10 protein-coding genes are annotated in these 18,395 nt (G+C 47.4%); 3 read left to right on the top strand and 7 right to left on the bottom strand.

The window, feature by feature from the left end; translation table 11 throughout:
* Positions 1-15 precede the first annotated feature (15 nt).
* From galU to NLX82_RS16095, 4 genes are all read right to left on the bottom strand, one after another.
* Entirely contained in the window at positions 16-897 is an 882-nt protein-coding gene (gene galU, locus NLX82_RS16110; protein ID WP_028542106.1) for a UTP--glucose-1-phosphate uridylyltransferase GalU, read from the bottom strand.
* Positions 898-1,094: 197 nt separating this feature from the next.
* A complete protein-coding gene (locus NLX82_RS16105) occupies positions 1,095-3,605 on the bottom strand; it encodes a U32 family peptidase (protein WP_254348546.1) in 2,511 nt (836 codons plus the stop codon).
* A gap of 762 nt (positions 3,606-4,367) precedes the next feature.
* Positions 4,368-6,281, bottom strand: a complete 1,914-nt coding sequence (locus tag NLX82_RS16100) for a stalk domain-containing protein (protein WP_023990599.1) — start codon at positions 6,279-6,281, stop codon at positions 4,368-4,370.
* Between the two features lie 48 nt (positions 6,282-6,329).
* Positions 6,330-7,574: a S1C family serine protease gene (locus NLX82_RS16095; RefSeq protein ID WP_254348545.1), complete on the bottom strand. Its 1,245-nt coding sequence runs from the start codon at positions 7,572-7,574 to the stop codon at positions 6,330-6,332.
* 359 nt (positions 7,575-7,933) lie between these two features.
* On the opposite strand from NLX82_RS16095, the gene NLX82_RS16090 reads away from it, so the two are divergent.
* The gene (locus NLX82_RS16090) at positions 7,934-9,559 is read left to right on the top strand and encodes a nitrite/sulfite reductase (RefSeq protein WP_076156371.1); all 1,626 of its coding nucleotides are present in this window, start codon (positions 7,934-7,936) and stop codon (positions 9,557-9,559) included.
* Positions 9,560-9,671: 112 nt separating this feature from the next.
* On the opposite strand, the gene NLX82_RS16085 is transcribed toward NLX82_RS16090, so the two are convergent.
* The 3 genes from NLX82_RS16085 to uvrB form a co-directional block, all read right to left on the bottom strand.
* Positions 9,672-10,883, bottom strand: coding sequence for a hypothetical protein (locus NLX82_RS16085; protein WP_076156374.1), 1,212 nt, complete (start codon positions 10,881-10,883; stop codon positions 9,672-9,674).
* A gap of 412 nt (positions 10,884-11,295) precedes the next feature.
* Positions 11,296-14,157 carry an excinuclease ABC subunit UvrA gene (gene uvrA, locus NLX82_RS16080; RefSeq protein ID WP_254348544.1) on the bottom strand — a complete coding sequence of 954 codons (2,862 nt, stop codon included), beginning with the start codon at positions 14,155-14,157 and terminating at the stop codon, positions 11,296-11,298.
* A 172-nt stretch (positions 14,158-14,329) separates the two neighbouring features.
* Entirely contained in the window at positions 14,330-16,321 is a 1,992-nt protein-coding gene (uvrB, locus tag NLX82_RS16075) for an excinuclease ABC subunit UvrB (protein WP_023990604.1), read from the bottom strand.
* A gap of 208 nt (positions 16,322-16,529) precedes the next feature.
* Between uvrB and NLX82_RS16070 the strand changes: the two genes are divergently transcribed.
* Both NLX82_RS16070 and NLX82_RS16065 read left to right on the top strand, forming a co-directional pair.
* Positions 16,530-17,357: a flagellar motor protein gene (locus tag NLX82_RS16070; RefSeq protein ID WP_028542113.1), complete on the top strand. Its 828-nt coding sequence runs from the start codon at positions 16,530-16,532 to the stop codon at positions 17,355-17,357.
* On the top strand, positions 17,341-18,156 hold the full coding sequence (locus tag NLX82_RS16065; RefSeq protein ID WP_068938859.1) for a flagellar motor protein MotB: 816 nt from the start codon (positions 17,341-17,343) through the stop codon (positions 18,154-18,156). The genes NLX82_RS16070 and NLX82_RS16065 overlap by 17 nt, the downstream gene beginning before the upstream one ends.
* Positions 18,157-18,395: the final 239 nt, after the last annotated feature.

Raw genomic sequence — 18,395 nt, 5'->3', positions numbered from 1 at the left:
GGTTGGGTGAGATGTCTATTTTTGTTGATCAATCTTTTCAATAACCTGTCTCATATAAGCCAATACTTCATCCTTGATTTCGTTATGCTGCAGAGCATAATGAATAGTAGTTTCAATGAATCCCAATTTCTCGCCAACATCATGGCGATTCCCGTCAAACTCGTAAGCCAGGATCGGATTCTTTTCTCCCAGCTTGGACAATGCGTCCGTCAACTGAATCTCCCCGCCTACTCCCGCAGATTGCTGACCCAGGATATCAAAAATATCAGGCGTCAAGATATAACGTCCCATGATCGCCAAGTTGGAGGTTGCTTCTTCCTTCTTTGGCTTTTCTACCAATCGTTCCGCTTCAGAGATTTTGGAAGTAAGTGCATGACCTTCAACTATGCCGTAACGATGTACCTCGTTCCAATCCACTTGTTTTACACCTACAACAGAACGCTGATACTCATCGAACACGTCTATCATCTGTTTGAGGCACGGATTCTCAGACTCAACGATGTCATCCCCTAAAAGGACGGCAAAAGGTTCGTCACCGATAAACTTACGTGCACACCAGATAGCGTGCCCCAACCCTTTGGGTTCCTTTTGACGAATATAGTGGATATCTGCCATCTCCGATGGCTTACGCACTTCATTGAGCAGATCCCATTTTTCCTTCGCAGTCAAATTATGCTCCAGCTCAAAGGAGTAGTCAAAATGATCCTCAATCGCCCTTTTGCCTTTACCAGTAACGATAATGATATCCTCTATACCAGATGCAACAGCCTCTTCAATAATATATTGAATTGTTGGTTTGTCTACAATGGGAAGCATCTCTTTAGGCATGGCTTTCGTAGCAGGAAGGAACCGGGTTCCTAATCCCGCAGCAGGAATAATCGCTTTACGGATTTTCATAGGTTAAAACTCCTTTTGTCTTCAATATAACGGATAGATATACTGTCTATGATTATAACAGGAAGATAGATGAATTTGATAGGTTAAAGAAGAAGACATCTTCCCTCAAAGAGAACATGCCTTCTAATCACTTGCTTTCTATATGAATATATTATGCTGCCGGAATCTTTCTGGCTCCCGAACAAATATACAGTTATTTACTTCACCAGCTGCCCACGTGTAACACCCAACTGATTCGTTGCTTTAAGCGTCTTCCATACTTGTGTTCCGCTGATTTCTCCGCGCAGGGCACGGTTATAGAGATCAATAACCTCATGCACTTGCTCCGGTGTCTCCTCCAAAAATTCCACGCGGTAACGGGACACGCCCAGCTCCAGGAAGTTGGACAGGTATTCCGCGCCGGATTGCTCAATCGCGTTGTATACCGTGTTGCGGCAGCCTTCGTCCACACGGACCGGATGAGACATACCAATTCGATCACGCAGGGATGCGCGATGGTCCTCACACGGACGTCCACAGTTAGTGTAGTCGGTGCCTTCACTCATAAAGGTACAGTATACGCAATGTTCAGTATGGAACATTGGCATATGCTGCTGGATCACGATCTCCAGCTTATCGGTACGCGTACGTCTGAGCATATCAACCATTTGCTGAATGTTCAGATCGTACGAAGGCGTAACCAAGTCGCAGCCGGAATCCAGGAACAGATCAGCCGCTTTATGATTGGCTATATTCAGCGAGAAGTCACCAATCAATTGCGGGTGATGTGCGTCCGGGTTCTCCAACCGGTGTCGCAGGTAGAAATACAGTGCCCCTGGATTGCGTACCAACACAGCATCCGGCTTCAGGCGCAGGATGTTGTTGTGGTAGCCATTTTCACCCGGCATGTGAATACGCGGGGTCGCCAGCGCAATTCGGCGGCCTGCAGCGTGCACAGCCTCTACGGCTGCCGGGAATTGCTTGATGAACTCGAAGTCGGCGTAGATGAACTCCACGCCGGCCTCGAGCGCAGCCTCCACCTGAGGGAGGCTGCGGCACAACGCGGTCAGCTCTGCCTGACCGCGTGCCACAGACGATGCCGGAGTCGATGCATCGTCATACACCTCGACCGCCCGCTTCGTGTACACGGGCGGTTTGGGGCGCTCGCCCGCGAGCAGTTCCACCGCCTGACGGCGGATACCGTTCAGCTCGCGCATCGGCACGATGACGTCCCCATGCAGATGGACGTCCAGCTCTTCCAGCTGGAACACCGTTCCGCCCAGTCGGCCGAACTGCTCTTCGAGCAGTTCGTGCGTCATCGGACGCTTCTGGGCAATTTCGAGTTCCAGCTCGGAGTCCACGCGGACCGTTGTGCCTTTCTGCACGTCGGTCCACCATGTCGACAGCGGTTGTCCTGGGGAGCCGCTGACCCGCACATGTACTGGGAAGACCCGGTACGGCTTGTCCGTGTCGTACGATTGGCGCAGACGCTTGTCCAGCGCCGGGTCGTTGGTCTTCCAAATGCGATCGCCCACGTGTACACGGCGCAGGTCCACATCGTTGCGTCCCGCTACGATATCAATGATCCAGCCTTCTCCGGCTTCGCCCTCAATCTTCACGCCCTTGCGACGGATATCGTATACGCGTCCGCCTTCTTCTTTTTGCGTGGGATCTCCCGCATCGAATACAATACCATCTCCACGCTTGAGCGGTGCATCAATACGGCACACTACGCCATCACGAAGGATTTGTTCCACTCGGCCCAGATACACCCCCCGGCTTTTCGGGAACGTACCGTCAACCAGCTTCTTGTTATTGGTTCCTTCGAGAAAACCGTGCGTAAAGCCGCGTGAAAAGCTCTGCTGCAGCTCGCGAATATCTTCTTTGCTGGTCTTGGACGTATCGCCATCAAAATACTTATCAATGGCCTTGCGGTACTTGCTGACCACATTCGCCACATATTCAGGTGTTTTCAGTCGCCCTTCAATTTTAAAAGAAACAACACCCGCGTCGATCAGTTCAGGCATCAAATCGATCGCTGCTAGATCCTTAGGTGAAAGCAGATACGTCACATCTGCCATTGGTTTCTGCTCTCCATCCACCATCAGATCGTAAGGCAAACGACATGCCTGTGCACATTCACCGCGGTTAGCAGAGCGGCCGCCCCACATTTCTGAAGTCAGGCATTGGCCAGAATAAGATACGCATAACGCTCCATGTACGAATACCTCCATTGGAAGTCTCGCCTGATCGCCTATTTTTTGGATCTGTTTCAGGTTATTTTCGCGTCCAAGCACGACCCGTTCCATATTGTACGGCTTTGTAAACTCTACCGCTTCCGGCGAGGTAATCGTCATTTGGGTAGAACCATGGATCGGGAAATCTGGTGAAATGTCGCGGATCATTTTCACCAAGCCCATATCCTGGACAATTAAGGCATCGACTCCAGCATCAATACAGGCATCGACCAGCTCCTTAGCGTCCTTCAACTCGTTTTCAAATACCAATATATTGAATGTTAAAAAACCTTTAACCCCATAGCTATGCAAAAACGCCATAATTTCAGGCAGTTCCTCCATGCGGAAATTATTCGCCCGTGCCCGTGCGTTGAACTTTTCCACCCCGAAAAAGATCGCATCAGCCCCGTTTGCCACCGCCGCACGCATACAATCCCAGTCACCGGCTGGTGCCAGAAGCTCAACATCTTCTCTTCGTACTACTGATTTCATCTTTGTCCTCCCTATATGGAGAAATAACTAATTAACCCAGAGTTAAACGTTATTTTCCAGAGCAGCGATGCTGCTTATTTTATAGCCCTATGAATTATCATCCTATCCGATCATCCCCACTCTGAACCACTGGCTCGAGGGATAAATGGCATCCAACTCAAAAAATCCGCATCACGAACATTTGCGGCATAATCATTCTTATCTTGTAACTAATCTAGTGTACCAGACTGCGCCCCAAGCTTCTACACTTTCCAAGCGATTCCTCGTAAAAATCTCTTACTAAAACATAAAAAACACCCCCATTCCCGTCAAACGGTACTTTGGAGGTGAAGAATCATATAAAACAAGAGGAACAACGAAGTAAACAGTGCTATTCAGCAGGAAGCCAAATGGAGATGGAGACTAGGCAACTTAGACGCGCTAGTAGGCCTAAGCCTTTTAGAAAAAGGCATCCTTGTGGTGATACCAGCGTACTAGCCATGAATCCGAGAAAAGGCGTTCGCAGGTCTAAGTACCGTAAATAGCTGCCTTCGCTCTTCCCTGCTTACCTCACTCTTTAAAAGGATTGGAAATCTTATGGCGGGCGCCAGCGAAGCGGGCCATTTGAATCCGAAGAAGCGTCAGCGTTCGCCTTTGACCTGGGATTCTTACATATTAAATCACTTATACAATCCAAGAATCCCGGGTCAACAGCGATCGTAGGATCAAATGGCACGCGTAGCCTCTTCCCACCATACCTCGCCAATCTTTTACTTACACCTTCTACTTCACAAAATTAAACGAATTTAACGTCGAATCCAGTGCATTAGACTGTACAGCCGTGTTGTTCGCATCATTCAATGTCGTTGTCACAGTATACGTTTTTCCGTCACGTTCCAAAACCAATTGGTGGCCTGTGTAGCCAATGCCTTCCTCTATACGATGGAATGTAAAGGAAACTGCCGGAACACCAGCAAACGTTACGTCCTTAACCTCCTCGACTTTGAGGTTTTTGTAGTTCTTTGCTTGCTTATCGTAGAAGTCCTTGAGCTGGGATACCGTTAGTTCAAATGATTGGTCGTTGTCGATTTTGACGGAAAAACGTCCTCCAGTAAACTGGTACTCTACATCGCCCAATTCAAATTGATCGCTAATCGCGGTCCAATATCGTGGGATATTCACCGTATATTCATAGGCTTTTGACGTCTTTTTGACCGTTTTCGTTTTATCCGTCAAATAGTCGTCTTCTTCCAACTGTCCAAAGTTACTCGCTACGGTTTGAAAATCGATTTGAAGCGAGGAAATGAGCGCGTTGAACTGATCATTTCCTTTGCTTACTTTTTCAGGCACTGCGTATTCAGCCAAATAGCGGTATCCATTTTGCTGAATCAGCACGTTGTACTCCTTGACCCATCCATCGCCAAAATTATAACGGTACTCCTGTACTAACCCTTGAACGCCTGCAACCTCCAGCGGATACGTCTTCTGTGCCTCATAAGCCGTGGACACAAAGGAATCGCTCAGCCATTTTTGCAGCTGCTGGCCCCAGTTCTCCAACTTTCCATCCGCTGGAGCTGAGGTTATTTTCACGCGGAAGCTCGATCCATCATTACTTTCATATTGCATCCGTTGATCGTCCATTTTCCAGCCTGCGGGTATGCTGAGTGACACACCGTAGTCTGGATTCCCGGCCTCGCGTGTGCCTCCTACAACAGTAGACAAGTCTTTAATACTTTTATCCTGCGCATTAAAGGAGGTCTTGAAGGAATTTAAAAGTCCTGCATACTGGGCCAGATCTTTATAATTCGTTGCTTTAGCATCGGAAAAATAAACTACATACAATCGTCCGTTGTCATAGTACTGACGATTTTCCCACAATACGCCGTCCCCATCCTTCGTAATGACACGAGCATAAGGTACCTTCGCTTTCGGGAAGGATTTTCGATCGATCACAGTTTCTCCCGTTTCCTTGGCTGCCTGCACTAATTGTTGCAACAGATCGTCCGCATTCAGTGGAACTGGCTGTGACGCTGTGTGCACCTCCATATAGTAGGCACTGTTCTCATCCATAAAAGTGGAGATACTCTCATCTCCACCTCCCTGACCGATGACGAGCCCTGTTGGATAGTTCATAGACCAGTCATAGTAACTGTTCCCGATCTGCGTCTTGCCCTCATCATTATCAATGTTCGGTGTCTCTTCAGCTACCGTGCCCGCCTCTTCTTGTGCTTCCATCCGAATAATGATTCCGGCACCATTCTTCTCCAACTTACCGCCAAGCCCTTCTGCTACTTGACGCAGAGGCACCATGAGGATACCTGATGACATTTCCGGTGGAGCTGGAAGTGTTACCTTGTGACCTCTCACCCATGCTGTACGGCTACCAATGGTTAGCGAAACAACATGAGTTCCGCTGGTGATTTTAACCACATTATCTTCAGCCAATCGGATTTTGCTGTTAAATGCCTTTTTAAACACACCAGCCGGAACCATCAGTGCACCACTTTTGGAATAGGGCTTCGTGATATTTGCATTTTGGCCGTTTACGACGGCTGTATTGCTGCCGCTTTGCAGACGCAATTCCAGCATGTTTTTATCTTGATCTGCTGCAACTGCTGGCAAAGCAGAAAGCAGAAGGGACAATGCGACAGCGCCGACCCCCAGCTTACGCATCATTTTTCTTTGAATATGCTTCACAGTAAATCTCCCTTTAGCTTTATTTTATAGATTCAAGAGCCGTTATTGTCACTTTCCAGTAGTTGCCCCTTGAGCTGGCTCCGATGCTTCCTTAGAAGGCGCTACACCACCATCTTCAGCGGCTTCCGAACCGTTCGAATCTTCACCATCTTCTCCAGACTGAATGGACTCATAGATTTCACCATTATCCTGTGTCAGTACTAGCTTGCGCTTCACAATATCACCGTCCGACTGCATAAGTACACTCACCGTTTGACCCGGTTGATAGTTTTTAAGCAGCTCATTGACGTCAATAGCGGAAGCTACACGCTTCCCGTTAATACTGTATAGTTCATCGCCTTCCTTGATTTTGGCCTGAACGGCATTGGCTGAAGTAATTTTCGTAACTTTCAAAGGATCCTCGGTAGGTAATCCGACGATAGCTGACCAGCTCTCTTCCAGCCCTAGACCAAGACTGGCGCGCCGAACCTCTCCGTATTTGAAAAATTGGCCGATCACATATTTCACCGTATCCGACGGAATCGAAAAGCCCATATTTTCAATACCAACCGCCGAGAATTTCATCGTATTGATCCCGATGACCTCACCCTTGAGATTGACCAGCGGACCGCCGCTGTTACCAGGATTGATCGCGGTATCGCTTTGGATCAAACGATAAGCAGCGTTGACACCACGATTCAGCCCGCTAACGACACCCGAGGTTGCCGAATTGCGAAGTGAAAAGGATATAGGCGTACCAATAGCCACTACCTGCTCACCTACCTGTAGACTGTTCGTTGAAGCTGCCAAGGTAGCGGGTTTGAGGCCGCTTGCCTTGATTTTGACTAATGCCAAATCACTGATCGGATCGCTGTAGCTGTCGGTGATTCCGTAAGATTTTCCGTCCGAGGTTACAACCACGGCATCACCTAATCCTTCGATAACATGCGCATTCGTCACAATCCATCCATCTGTACGAATGATGACACCCGTGCCGTGAGCCAGATTGTAGCGATCTCCTCCCGCTACGGTCTCTCCCGTGGCTGAACGGCCAATGATACCGACCACAGAAGGAGATACATTTTTAACAACCTGCGGCACACGATCGGCCGATAACGTATATGTACCATTTGCGCTGTTATATGCGCCGCTGGTTCCTAATGCTTTATTCATGTCGCTTACGTTAACATAGACCCCACCATTAATGACTTTGGCCTTTAACGCAGTTCCACTGCTAGCTGCACCTGCCGTTCCAGAAACACATAGAGCGCTGCCCAAAGCCAGAACAACTGCCCTTTTCCCCATCTTACGCATATACTCACCATTTCCTCTCTTACATGACCCTGTTCTATCAGTTAGTCCAAATCTACCATAGAGGGGACACGTATACAATCGCTTTAAGCCCTATCTTTTTCTAAAAGACTCCGTTTGCTACATCCCTGTCCTCTCATGCTATTTATATTATAAATTTTCCAAATCCTTATATCAAAAAAATAAGCAAAAACGATAAATAATCGTTATACCGTTTAGGTCATTCCTTCGTTTACGGGCATAACCAACTATGATACCATCACATTATATCTTAGTTTTATTGTCGGAAATAAAGAATAAAATCATGAGTCCTCTATCCAAAACACTAAAGTATAAATAAGCACCTACAGGAGGTTAAAAGAATGGCCTACGAACCAATCTGGAACGCTCATCCCGATAAGCTTAACAAATTCGAATTAGTCAAGCTGGAAAAGGACGGTCTCGACGTTATCCGTACCATTATCGAAAACTATGCCAACGAAGGCTATGACTCGATCTCTGCGGACGATATGGACCGTTTCAAATGGGCTGGGGTATATCAGCAAAAGCCCAAAGATGGTCATTTCATGATGCGGGTCCGCATCAACACAGGGATCATGACTTCAGCACAGGCACATGCATTGGCGGACATATCCGCGCTATACGGACGCGGTCTTGTGGATGTCACCACTCGCCAAGCGATTCAATTTCACTGGTTGACGGTCGAAAGCTTGCCCGATATTTTCGAAAGGCTGGAAAAAGTCAATTTGTATTCCTTTGAAGCCTGTGGAGACTGCCCGCGTACCATTGTCGGTAATCCGCTGGCTGGCATCGATCCCAATGAATTGGTGGATACCCAGGAGATTGTAGATGAAGTAAATCGTTTTTTCTTATTAAACCGAGACTTCTCCAATCTGCCGCGTAAGTACAAAATGTCTATCTCCGGTAATACGTACAACAATGCACAGGCTGAAATTAACGACCTGTCCTTCACTCCGGCCACCAAGATCCTCGATGGAAAAGAAGTGGTCGGCTTCCATGTGATGGTTGGTGGAGGTTTGTCCGCCAAGCCGCATATGGCACAGTCTCTGGATTTGTTTGTTCGTCCTGAGGAAGTTCTAAAGGTTGCTATTGCTGTCACCACCATTTTCCGTGATTACGGCTATCGGGAAAAACGGCATCATGCCCGCTTGAAGTTCCTGGTTGCCGATTGGGGCCCGGACAAATTTCTGGCTAAGCTCACCGAGCACATCGGTGAAATGCCCGGACGAGGCGAGGACAAAACGATTGGCTGGCAAGCCGCCTATTTTGACGGTGTGCATCCTCAAGCTCAAAAAGGTCTGAACTATGTCGGTCTGAACGTGCCTGTCGGTCGCCTTAGTGCTGACGAGTTGCATGAACTGGCCGAACTGGCTGACCGCTATGGCGATGGGCAGATTCGTACCACGATGTCGCAAAATATTTTGCTGAGCGGCGTGCCGAATGAGCAAGTGGATGAACTACTGGAAGCCCCCGTGCTGCAACGCCTGACACCACAGCCCAAGCATTTTATGAGCCGTACGGTATCGTGCACAGGAAATGAGTTTTGCAATCTGGCGATTGTGGAAACCAAAAAACGGGCGGTTGACGTCGCCGAGTATTTGGATCAGCACGTGCAATTGGATGAAAAGGTGCGCATTCATTTTATCGGTTGCCCGAATTCCTGCGGTCAAAAGCATATTGCGGACATTGGTCTGCAAGGCTCGCTCATAAAGACACCGGAAGGCTTGGTCGACGCGTTCGACATCGCTGTCGGCGGAGCGCTTGGAGCAGGCGCCCAGTTTAACAAAGCGCTCAAAGGTCGCGTACGCGGGGATCAGGTTGGACCTGTACTGGCAGAGCTCATTCTGTTCTACAAAGAAAACAGGAGCGCTGGCGAAAGCTTTTACGCATATGTACAGCGTGTAGGGATTCCGACTTTTCAGGAAAAGCTGTCTGCTATTTTACAGTCCAGCCACGTTGCATCCTAAATATAGAGTCTATTAACAGCCTGCTTGTATGACATATACAAGCAGGCTGTTTCTTATCCTCATGGAGCCCCGCAATATTGTTTCCCTCACTTTCATAAAAAAAGACACCGGATTACTCCGGTATCAATATTTTCGCAAAATCGAGTACTGTTGGCTTATGAGCGCCTGTTGTAGATGTCACCACCGCGTAGCCTGAAGGTATCTTATATATCAATCCCGTATCATACCGGATGCCGAAGGAATTATCCTCCTTATAATGAGTCCTCGTTTCCCACACCTTCGTACCGTTTCCTTTCAAGCCTGTAATGGTGATGCCATGCATCTTCGTGGTTTTACCCAGTGGATCATATTGATCACTGAACTGGACATACAACTGCTCCTCAGGCAGATACACCCGATCAGCCGCATAGTCCTCTGTATTACTAAATAATTGCAGACCATTACTTAGCACCTGTGTACGCTTGCTGTTTCCTTTAAGCCCTGTTACAGCAATATGACCACTCGGCAACTCACGTACTGCGGCAATTTCTTTACCTGATCCTAAGTCCAGATGGATGTCACGGATATCGCGACCATATACATCTGCTTGTACCCCAACGGGACCATCTGAGCTGTTCAAAAGCGCATAATATCCATTGTGACTGCCGACGAGCCAACCCGAGGTCACTCCGGCCGTCGTTCGATTCCATTGTATATCGCCAGTTTCAGTGTATTTGAGTACAGTGAAGGACTGCTCCGCAAGGTTTAGATAGGAGACCAGGAAACTGCCATCCTCCAGTGGCTCCAAACCAACCTGAGAATCCTGTCCATGAGATATCAAGCCATCTGTGGGTAATGTTTTGGACCACAAGGTGTTTCCATCCTCGTCCAATCGTGAAGCCTGCACATCTCGTATTCCGTTCGGTTTTGTATAATCAATCAGAAACAGCAATCCCCCATCCGGCGTCTCCCGCTGGACTCCACTGCTGCTTGTTCCGGGTTGTACGTTCAGATCCTGTTGATGTTTCCATACAGCCTCCACAGAACTGTCCAGCTTGCCATATGTGACGTGTACTACACTTGCTTCTGTATCGTCCTCGACGTTCAGCATAAAGAACCCACCATTCGCTGCGGGTTGAATGTAATTGTGAGCGTTTCCTAAATCCTTAATACTACCAATTGCCGCACTTGTTTCGATTTCGGCTTGTTTGGGCGCAAACGCCTCGGACACCTCGGAGGCATAGGACGGTGCAGCACTATATCCCATCAAACATGCCGCCAAAGCAGCTCCTGCTGCCCATGTATACACACGTGTACGTAAAACTCTACTTTGCTTAACCTTCAAGCGTTCCAGCTCCCTTCATGACTTCCTCAGAGATGTTGTATGAACCTCTTAGATGTGATAAAACTACAGACGGTTTCGCTTCAACTTGTAATGGTTGTCACGCGGGCACGGAACTTCGTATGATGCTATATAATCATGAGTTATATATTTACCTCTTCAAGCCCGAGCCTAAACATCCAAAACTCCAAAATTTAGAGACCACTCAGAGACTTTCTGTCGATGAATATACGTATATACTTATTATTCCAGCGCTTGGTAAACTATGTGTCACATGCTTTAACGCAGGAATTTGATAAAAGTTTTCTTTTTTTACAAAAAAAATAAAACCCTGCCAAGACGAAGGCATCAATACACTAGTTCGTATTCTGCCTTCCTGCCTGTGCAGGGCTTTTAAAACTATGCTAAACGGTATCTATAGATCGACTGTCTGAAGCGCTTGACTACGCTCTGTATCCCGTTCAAGGATCGGCTTTAAGTATCGACCTGTATAGGATTCTTCGACTTTCACGAGCTGCTCCGGTGTCCCGGTAGCCAAGATCGTTCCACCGCCACTTCCGCCTTCCGGTCCCAAATCAATTAGATAATCGGCTGTTTTAATCACATCCAGATTATGCTCAATGACCAGCACCGTCTCTCCTGAATCAACCAAACGATGCAGCACCGTCAATAATCGGTCAATATCGTGAACATGCAGGCCGGTTGTCGGCTCGTCCAAAATATAAATGGTTTTGCCCGTACTGCGACGATACAATTCGGAGGCTAGCTTCACACGCTGTGCTTCACCGCCAGACAAGGTAGTCGCAGGCTGACCCAGCTTGATATACCCCAAACCTACATCCATCAGTGTCTGGATCTTGCGATGAATCTTCGGAATATTTACAAAAAACTCCGTTGCATCCTCTACCGTCATCTCCAGCACATCGGCAATACTTTTCCCTTTGTATTTAACCTCTAGGGTCTCCCGGTTATAACGCTTGCCTTTACACACTTCGCATGGAACATACACATCCGGCAGAAAATGCATCTCAATCTTGATGATGCCATCGCCTCTACAAGCTTCACAACGACCTCCCTTAACGTTAAAGCTAAAGCGGCCTTTCTTGTAGCCTCGTACTTTGGCCTCGTTCGTCTGCGAGAATAAGTCACGGATATCATCAAATACACCAGTATACGTTGCAGGATTGGAACGCGGTGTACGACCAATTGGCGATTGATCGATCTCAACAACCTTTTCGATATGTTCTAGTCCGCGAATTTCTTTATGCTGCCCTGGACGTACTCTCGCACGGTTCAGATCACGCGCCAACGTTTTGTATAAAATTTCATTGACCAGCGTCGATTTTCCAGAACCAGATACACCAGTAACAGCTGAGAAAACACCCAACGGAATTTTGACATTCACATTTTTGAGATTGTTCTCCTTGGCTCCGCGAATCTCCAGCCATTTATCAGCAGGCTTGCGCCGCTCGGTATTGACCGGAATGAACTTGCGTCCGCTCAAATACTGCCCGGTTAAGGAATTCGGGTCTTCCATGACTTCCTGCGGAGTCCCCTGCGACATGATCATCCCACCATGGATTCCAGCTCCTGGCCCGATATCAATGATATAGTCCGCCGCCATCATCGTATCTTCGTCATGCTCCACCACAATCAACGTATTGCCAAGATTCCGCATATGCTCCAAAGCACTAATCAGACGGTCATTATCTCGCTGATGCAATCCTATACTAGGCTCGTCCAAAATATAAAGCACACCCATCAGACTGGACCCGATCTGTGTCGCCAGTCGGATACGCTGTGCCTCACCGCCTGACAACGTGCCTGCCGCACGGCTTAAAGTCAGGTATTCCAGACCAACGTTAACGAGGAATCCCAGGCGGCTGTTAATTTCTTTTAAAATGAGATTGGCAATCGACTTCTCCTTCTCACTCAGCTCCAGTGTATGGAAAAAGTTTGAGGCTTCACCGATAGACAAAGCTGTCACAAAAGCTATATTACGCTCTTGAATGGTTACCGACAGGCTTTCTTTTTTCAGTCGGTGTCCCTTACAAGTGTTACATGGCTTTGCACTCATAAAGCCTTCAATAAATTCACGTATACCCTCAGAAGCCGTATCACGATAACGACGCTCCAGATTGGGGATAATCCCCTCAAAGGTCACATAGGCTTCCTTACGTTGACCAAAATCATTCTCATAGCGGAAACGGATCTTCTGCTCACCCGTTCCATGTAAAATGAGGTTCATTTGTTCTGTCGTCAATTGACTAACAGGAATGTCCTGTGGAATACCGTAGTGCTCGCATACTGACTGTAAAAATTGAGGATAATAAGTGGAAGTTCCACCACTCCAAGCCTGAAAAGCCCCATCCTCGACACTTTTTTCAGGATCGGGAATGAGCAAATCAGGGTCAACCACCATTTTAACTCCTAACCCATCACAATCCGGACAAGCGCCGAACGGACTATTAAAGGAAAACATTCTTGGAGACAGTTCATCTATGCTGAATCCACAAATAGGGCATGCAAAGTTGGAGCTGAACCGCAACTCCTCTTGCCCTATAATGTCTACAAGCAACTGCCCACCTGAAAGATTTAGTGCCGTCTCAATAGAGTCGGATAGACGCGCACGCACATCTTCCTTGACTACGATGCGGTCTACGACCACTTCAATCGAGTGCTTCTTATTCTTTTCCAGCTCAATCTTCTCAGACAATTCACGTAGTTCTCCATTCACACGTACCCGTACAAAGCCCTGCTTGGCTATATCAGTGAACAGTGTTTTATGCTCACCTTTGCGGCCGGATACCAATGGAGCCAGAATCTGCAGTCTTGTCTTTTCAGGATACTGCAAAATGCGGTCCACCATCTGTTCAACGGTCTGTGAAGTGATTTCAATGCCATGTTCAGGACAATGAGGATGACCCACCCGGGCAAACAACAACCGCAGATAGTCATAGATTTCGGTAACCGTTCCGACGGTAGAACGCGGATTCCGACTTGTCGTTTTTTGGTCAATGGAAATGGCAGGAGACAGACCGTCAATCGAATCAACGTCTGGTTTCTCCATTTGCCCGAGGAATTGACGGGCATACGCAGATAAAGATTCCACATACCGCCGTTGCCCTTCCGCATAGATCGTATCGAAAGCCAGTGACGATTTACCTGAGCCGCTAAGCCCTGTCAGGACGACGAACTTGTCCCGTGGAATCGTCACGTCAATATTTTTGAGATTATGCGCGCGTGCGCCTTTGATGATGATGCTTTCATTCGCCAAATGTTTCATCTCCTTAGCCGTAGTTCACGTCATGCTATATCGCATTGGATTATCCCATGGAAGTGATATATCGCAAAGAGAACGACCACATAGGCCGCCCTCACTATTTTTAAAAGCAAAGCAATCAAACATTTTATTTTCATATGTTTTGCTTCTAGCTTATTCTCAATGTTTAATCAGCTCGCAACTCCAGCAAAGCATCACGCAGCTCGGCTGCCCGCTCGAACTGTAGGTTCTTAGCGGCGTCTTTCATCTCTGCTTCCAGACGCTGAATGAGTGATTGACGCTCCTTCTTGGAAAGTTTACCCGTCTCATTAGGAAGGTAATCATTCTTTGACTCTGCCACCTTAGTTGCTTCAATAACATCACGAATCTTTTTACGGATGGTTTGCGGGGTAATCCCATGTTCTTCATTATACTGAATTTGAATCGCACGACGACGTTCCGTTTCCTTTAGCGCTTTATCCATAGAATCGGTAATCTTATCGCCGTACATAATAACACGACCGTCACTGTTCCGTGCTGCCCGTCCGATCGTCTGAATCAGAGAGCGCTCAGAACGCAGAAAGCCTTCTTTGTCCGCATCCAAAATTGCAACCAGCGATACTTCCGGCAAATCAAGACCTTCCCGCAACAGGTTGATCCCGATTAGCACGTCGAAGGTCCCTAGACGAAGATCCCGCAAAATAGCCATCCGCTCCAACGTCTTAATCTCGGAGTGCATATACCGAACCTTGATGCCTACTTCTTTTAAATAGTCAGTCAAATCTTCAGACATCTTCTTCGTAAGTGTGGTCACCAGTACCCGTTCCTCACGTTCCATGCGAAGCCGTATTTCATTAATGAGATCGTCAATCTGCCCCTTGCTCGGACGCACCTCAATAATCGGATCAAGAAGCCCGGTAGGACGAATAATCTGCTGTACCATCGTTTCGCATTTCTCCATCTCATAGGGTCCTGGAGTAGCCGATACATAGACGATCTGACTCACCTTGTCCTCGAACTCTTCAAACTTCAACGGGCGATTATCCAATGCGGATGGTAGACGAAAACCATGTTCCACCAGTACATTCTTACGTGCTTGGTCACCATTATACATAGCACGAATCTGCGGCAACGTAACATGGGACTCGTCAATGACGATCAGCATATCATCCGGGAAATAATCCATCAGCGTATATGGTGTCGCTCCTCGCTCGCGGAATGTCAGTGGACCTGAATAATTCTCGACGCCGGAACAAAAACCAACCTCTTTCATCATCTCGATATCATAGCGGGTACGTTGTTCCAAACGTTGCGCCTCTAACAGCTTCCCTTGCTCCTTCAACTCCGCTAACCGCTCTTCAAGCTCACGTTCAATGTTGACCAATGCTACCTTCATCGTATCCTCATGAGTAACGAAGTGAGATGCCGGGAAAATGGCAATATGATCACGTTCACCGATCAATTCACCCGTAAGCACATTAATCTCGGTAATTCGTTCAATTTCATCCCCGAACAGTTCTACACGTATAGCGTGTTCCCCTTGGGAAGCCGGGAATATCTCGACAACATCCCCCCGTACACGGAAAGTACCCCGCACGAAGTTGATATCGTTCCGCTGATATTGAATATCGACCAAGCGGGACAAAATCTGATTGCGGGGTTTCTCCATGCCGACTCTAAGAGAAAGCAGCAAGCTTGAATATTCTTTCGGGGAACCCAAACCATAAATGCAGGAGACACTCGCTACAATAATAACGTCACGACGCTCAAACAGAGAGCTTGTCGCTGAGTGGCGAAGTTTATCAATCTCCTCATTAATGCTGGAATCCTTCTCAATATACGTATCGGAAGACGGAATGTATGCTTCCGGTTGATAGTAATCATAGTAGCTGACAAAATAATCGACTGAGTTATTCGGAAAGAACTCTTTAAACTCACTCGCCAGTTGAGCAGCCAAAGTCTTATTATGTGCAATAACCAGCGTAGGCCGATTCAACTTGGCAATGGTCTGTGCGATGGTAAACGTCTTACCTGTTCCCGTAGCACCCAATAGCGTTTGATGCTTCTTTCCTTCTGCAATTCCCTCTACCAATTCAAAAATGGCCTGAGGTTGATCGCCTTGAGGTTGGAATTCCGACTGAATTTCAAAAGTCTTATCGCTAACAACGATATCACTCATTGCCCTGCATCACCCTTATCGTCTAAAATGGAAACATCATGATTTTACACCAGTCGAGCTTTAACGTCTTTACCTGTAACTCTATGTCGATATTTCCCGAGCAATGATACTTGGGAAATATGGTTGGATAAGAATGTTTGTTCCCGTATTATACCTCTTTCTTACCGTGGATGCAAACGATAAGTCTTGAATAGGAGTGAATTAAATTTTGGATATCACCATCGTATTGGGCATCATCGCCGGAATCATAGCATTAATCGGTGGCTTCTTATGGGAAGGCGGCGAATTTACAGGGCTGCTTCAAGGTACATCGGCTCTAATTGTATTTGGGGGAACTTTCGCCGCAGTTGTGATCAGCTACCCAGCTTCCAAGCTGAAGACGATCCCCACCGCTCTACGGATGGCATTTAGCCGTGAGGACAATCCTACGAAGCAATATATAGAAGATTTGGTTTCCATGGCGGCCACCTCACGCCGATCCGGTGTGCTTGCGCTAGAGCGTACTTCATCAGAGCATCCGAATGCATTTTTGCGTGAAGGTCTTCAGTTGGTCATCGACGGCACCGAGCAGGAGCAGATCAAACAGATTTTAGAGCTTGAGTTAGATGCCATTGAACACAAACATGAAGGGTACGCCAAAATATTTGAATCCGCAGGCGGTTATGCCCCTACGATGGGGATTATCGGTACTGTCATGGGCCTGATCCATGTACTGGGCAGCCTGACCGAGCCTACTGCGCTTGGTCCGTCTATTGCTGTTGCTTTTATCGCAACACTATACGGCGTTGCTAGCGCCAACCTGATCTTCCTGCCCATCGCATCCAAAATAAGAGCAGCCAGTGAGAGTGAAATTATCACAATGGATTTGCTGCTGCAAGGTATTCTGGCTATTCAAAACGGAGAGAATCCAAAGCTTGTACGCAAAAAGTTGGAGTTCTTTATCCGCTCAGAGCAAAATATAGATCACAAACCGCCTCGTCGCTCACGCACAGAGGACGCTTCTCCAAAGGAGGACTTCCATGAGAGCGCGCGGTAAGCGCCGTGGGGGTCAAGGAGGCGGCGGAGACCATCGTGACCGCTGGATGATTACCTATGCCGATCTGATCACCCTGCTGCTCATATTTTTCGTTGTGATGTATGCCATGAGTAGTCTGGATGCTAAAAAATACGATGTCGTTGTTCAATCCCTCCAGGATACGTTCCACAAAGGAGATTCTATTTTGGAGCAAGGCTCGGGCATTACAGGTACTGCCGATCGTTACACCAGCAAGAATCCACCCACGACCAAGCAACCGGCAGCCGATAGAAAGGAAGCTGGATCGACAAAGCTCACCGAACGTGAACAAGCATTTCGCACGCAGGAAAAAGAGCTGCAAAATTTAATGGGTGTCATTCAAGAATATATTACGGACAACAAACTGGAAAACCAGATTTTTGTGTCAGATCAGCCGCGTGGTATTGTCATTACGCTGAATGACCGCTTTTTATTCGATCAAGGTAGAGCTGCACTCAAACAAGGCTCTGCCAACACGCTATCCAAGTTGGCCAGTCTGTTTCGAGATTTGAAAACACCAATTAGCATTGAGGGCCATACGGACAACATTCCGTTTACGCGCTCCTCGAACTCATCGACGTATAAGGATAACTGGGAGCTTTCCGGCGCACGGGCACTATCTGTACTCCGATTCTTTCTCGACAGAGAGCAACTTTCACCCTCAGGATTTCAGTATGCGGGTTATGCAGATACCCGGCCGGTTGGTGACAATAGCACCGAAGCTGGACGACAAAAAAACCGCCGTGTCGAAATCACCGTACTACGCCAGCTTCAACAGTAAAACCCAAAAACCTCCTGAGTCACGCAATAACGTGAATCGGGAGGTTTTTTATACCATATTCATCATTCATCATTAATACATGGCTTCCGCTCTGATGTAGACGCAGAACAATAAACCGTACGAACAACATGTATAAGAGCGGCGTACGAGATGCAATAGAGATTATTTTGTTTATTCTATATCCCACTATGTATTAGAAGCCCTGGTGAAGTTAGGTTTTATCTTGTCATGATTCTTGA

Source organism: Paenibacillus sp. A3M_27_13, from assembly GCF_024213315.1.
Taxonomy (GTDB): Bacteria; Bacillota; Bacilli; order Paenibacillales; family Paenibacillaceae; genus Paenibacillus; species Paenibacillus polymyxa_B.
The sequence above is the reverse complement of the archived record's forward strand: the minus strand, read 5'-3'. Positions and strand labels throughout refer to the sequence as shown.

Coding starts and splice junctions, on each gene's coding strand:
- galU (WP_028542106.1), bottom strand. CDS start 897: ATGAAAATCCGTAAAGCGATTATTCCTGCTGCGGGATTAGGAACCCGG.
- NLX82_RS16090 (WP_076156371.1), top strand. CDS start 7,934: ATGGCCTACGAACCAATCTGGAACGCTCATCCCGATAAGCTTAACAAA.
- NLX82_RS16105 (WP_254348546.1), bottom strand. CDS start 3,605: ATGAAATCAGTAGTACGAAGAGAAGATGTTGAGCTTCTGGCACCAGCC.
- NLX82_RS16065 (WP_068938859.1), top strand. CDS start 17,341: ATGAGAGCGCGCGGTAAGCGCCGTGGGGGTCAAGGAGGCGGCGGAGAC.
- NLX82_RS16095 (WP_254348545.1), bottom strand. CDS start 7,574: ATGCGTAAGATGGGGAAAAGGGCAGTTGTTCTGGCTTTGGGCAGCGCT.
- uvrB (WP_023990604.1), bottom strand. CDS start 16,321: ATGAGTGATATCGTTGTTAGCGATAAGACTTTTGAAATTCAGTCGGAA.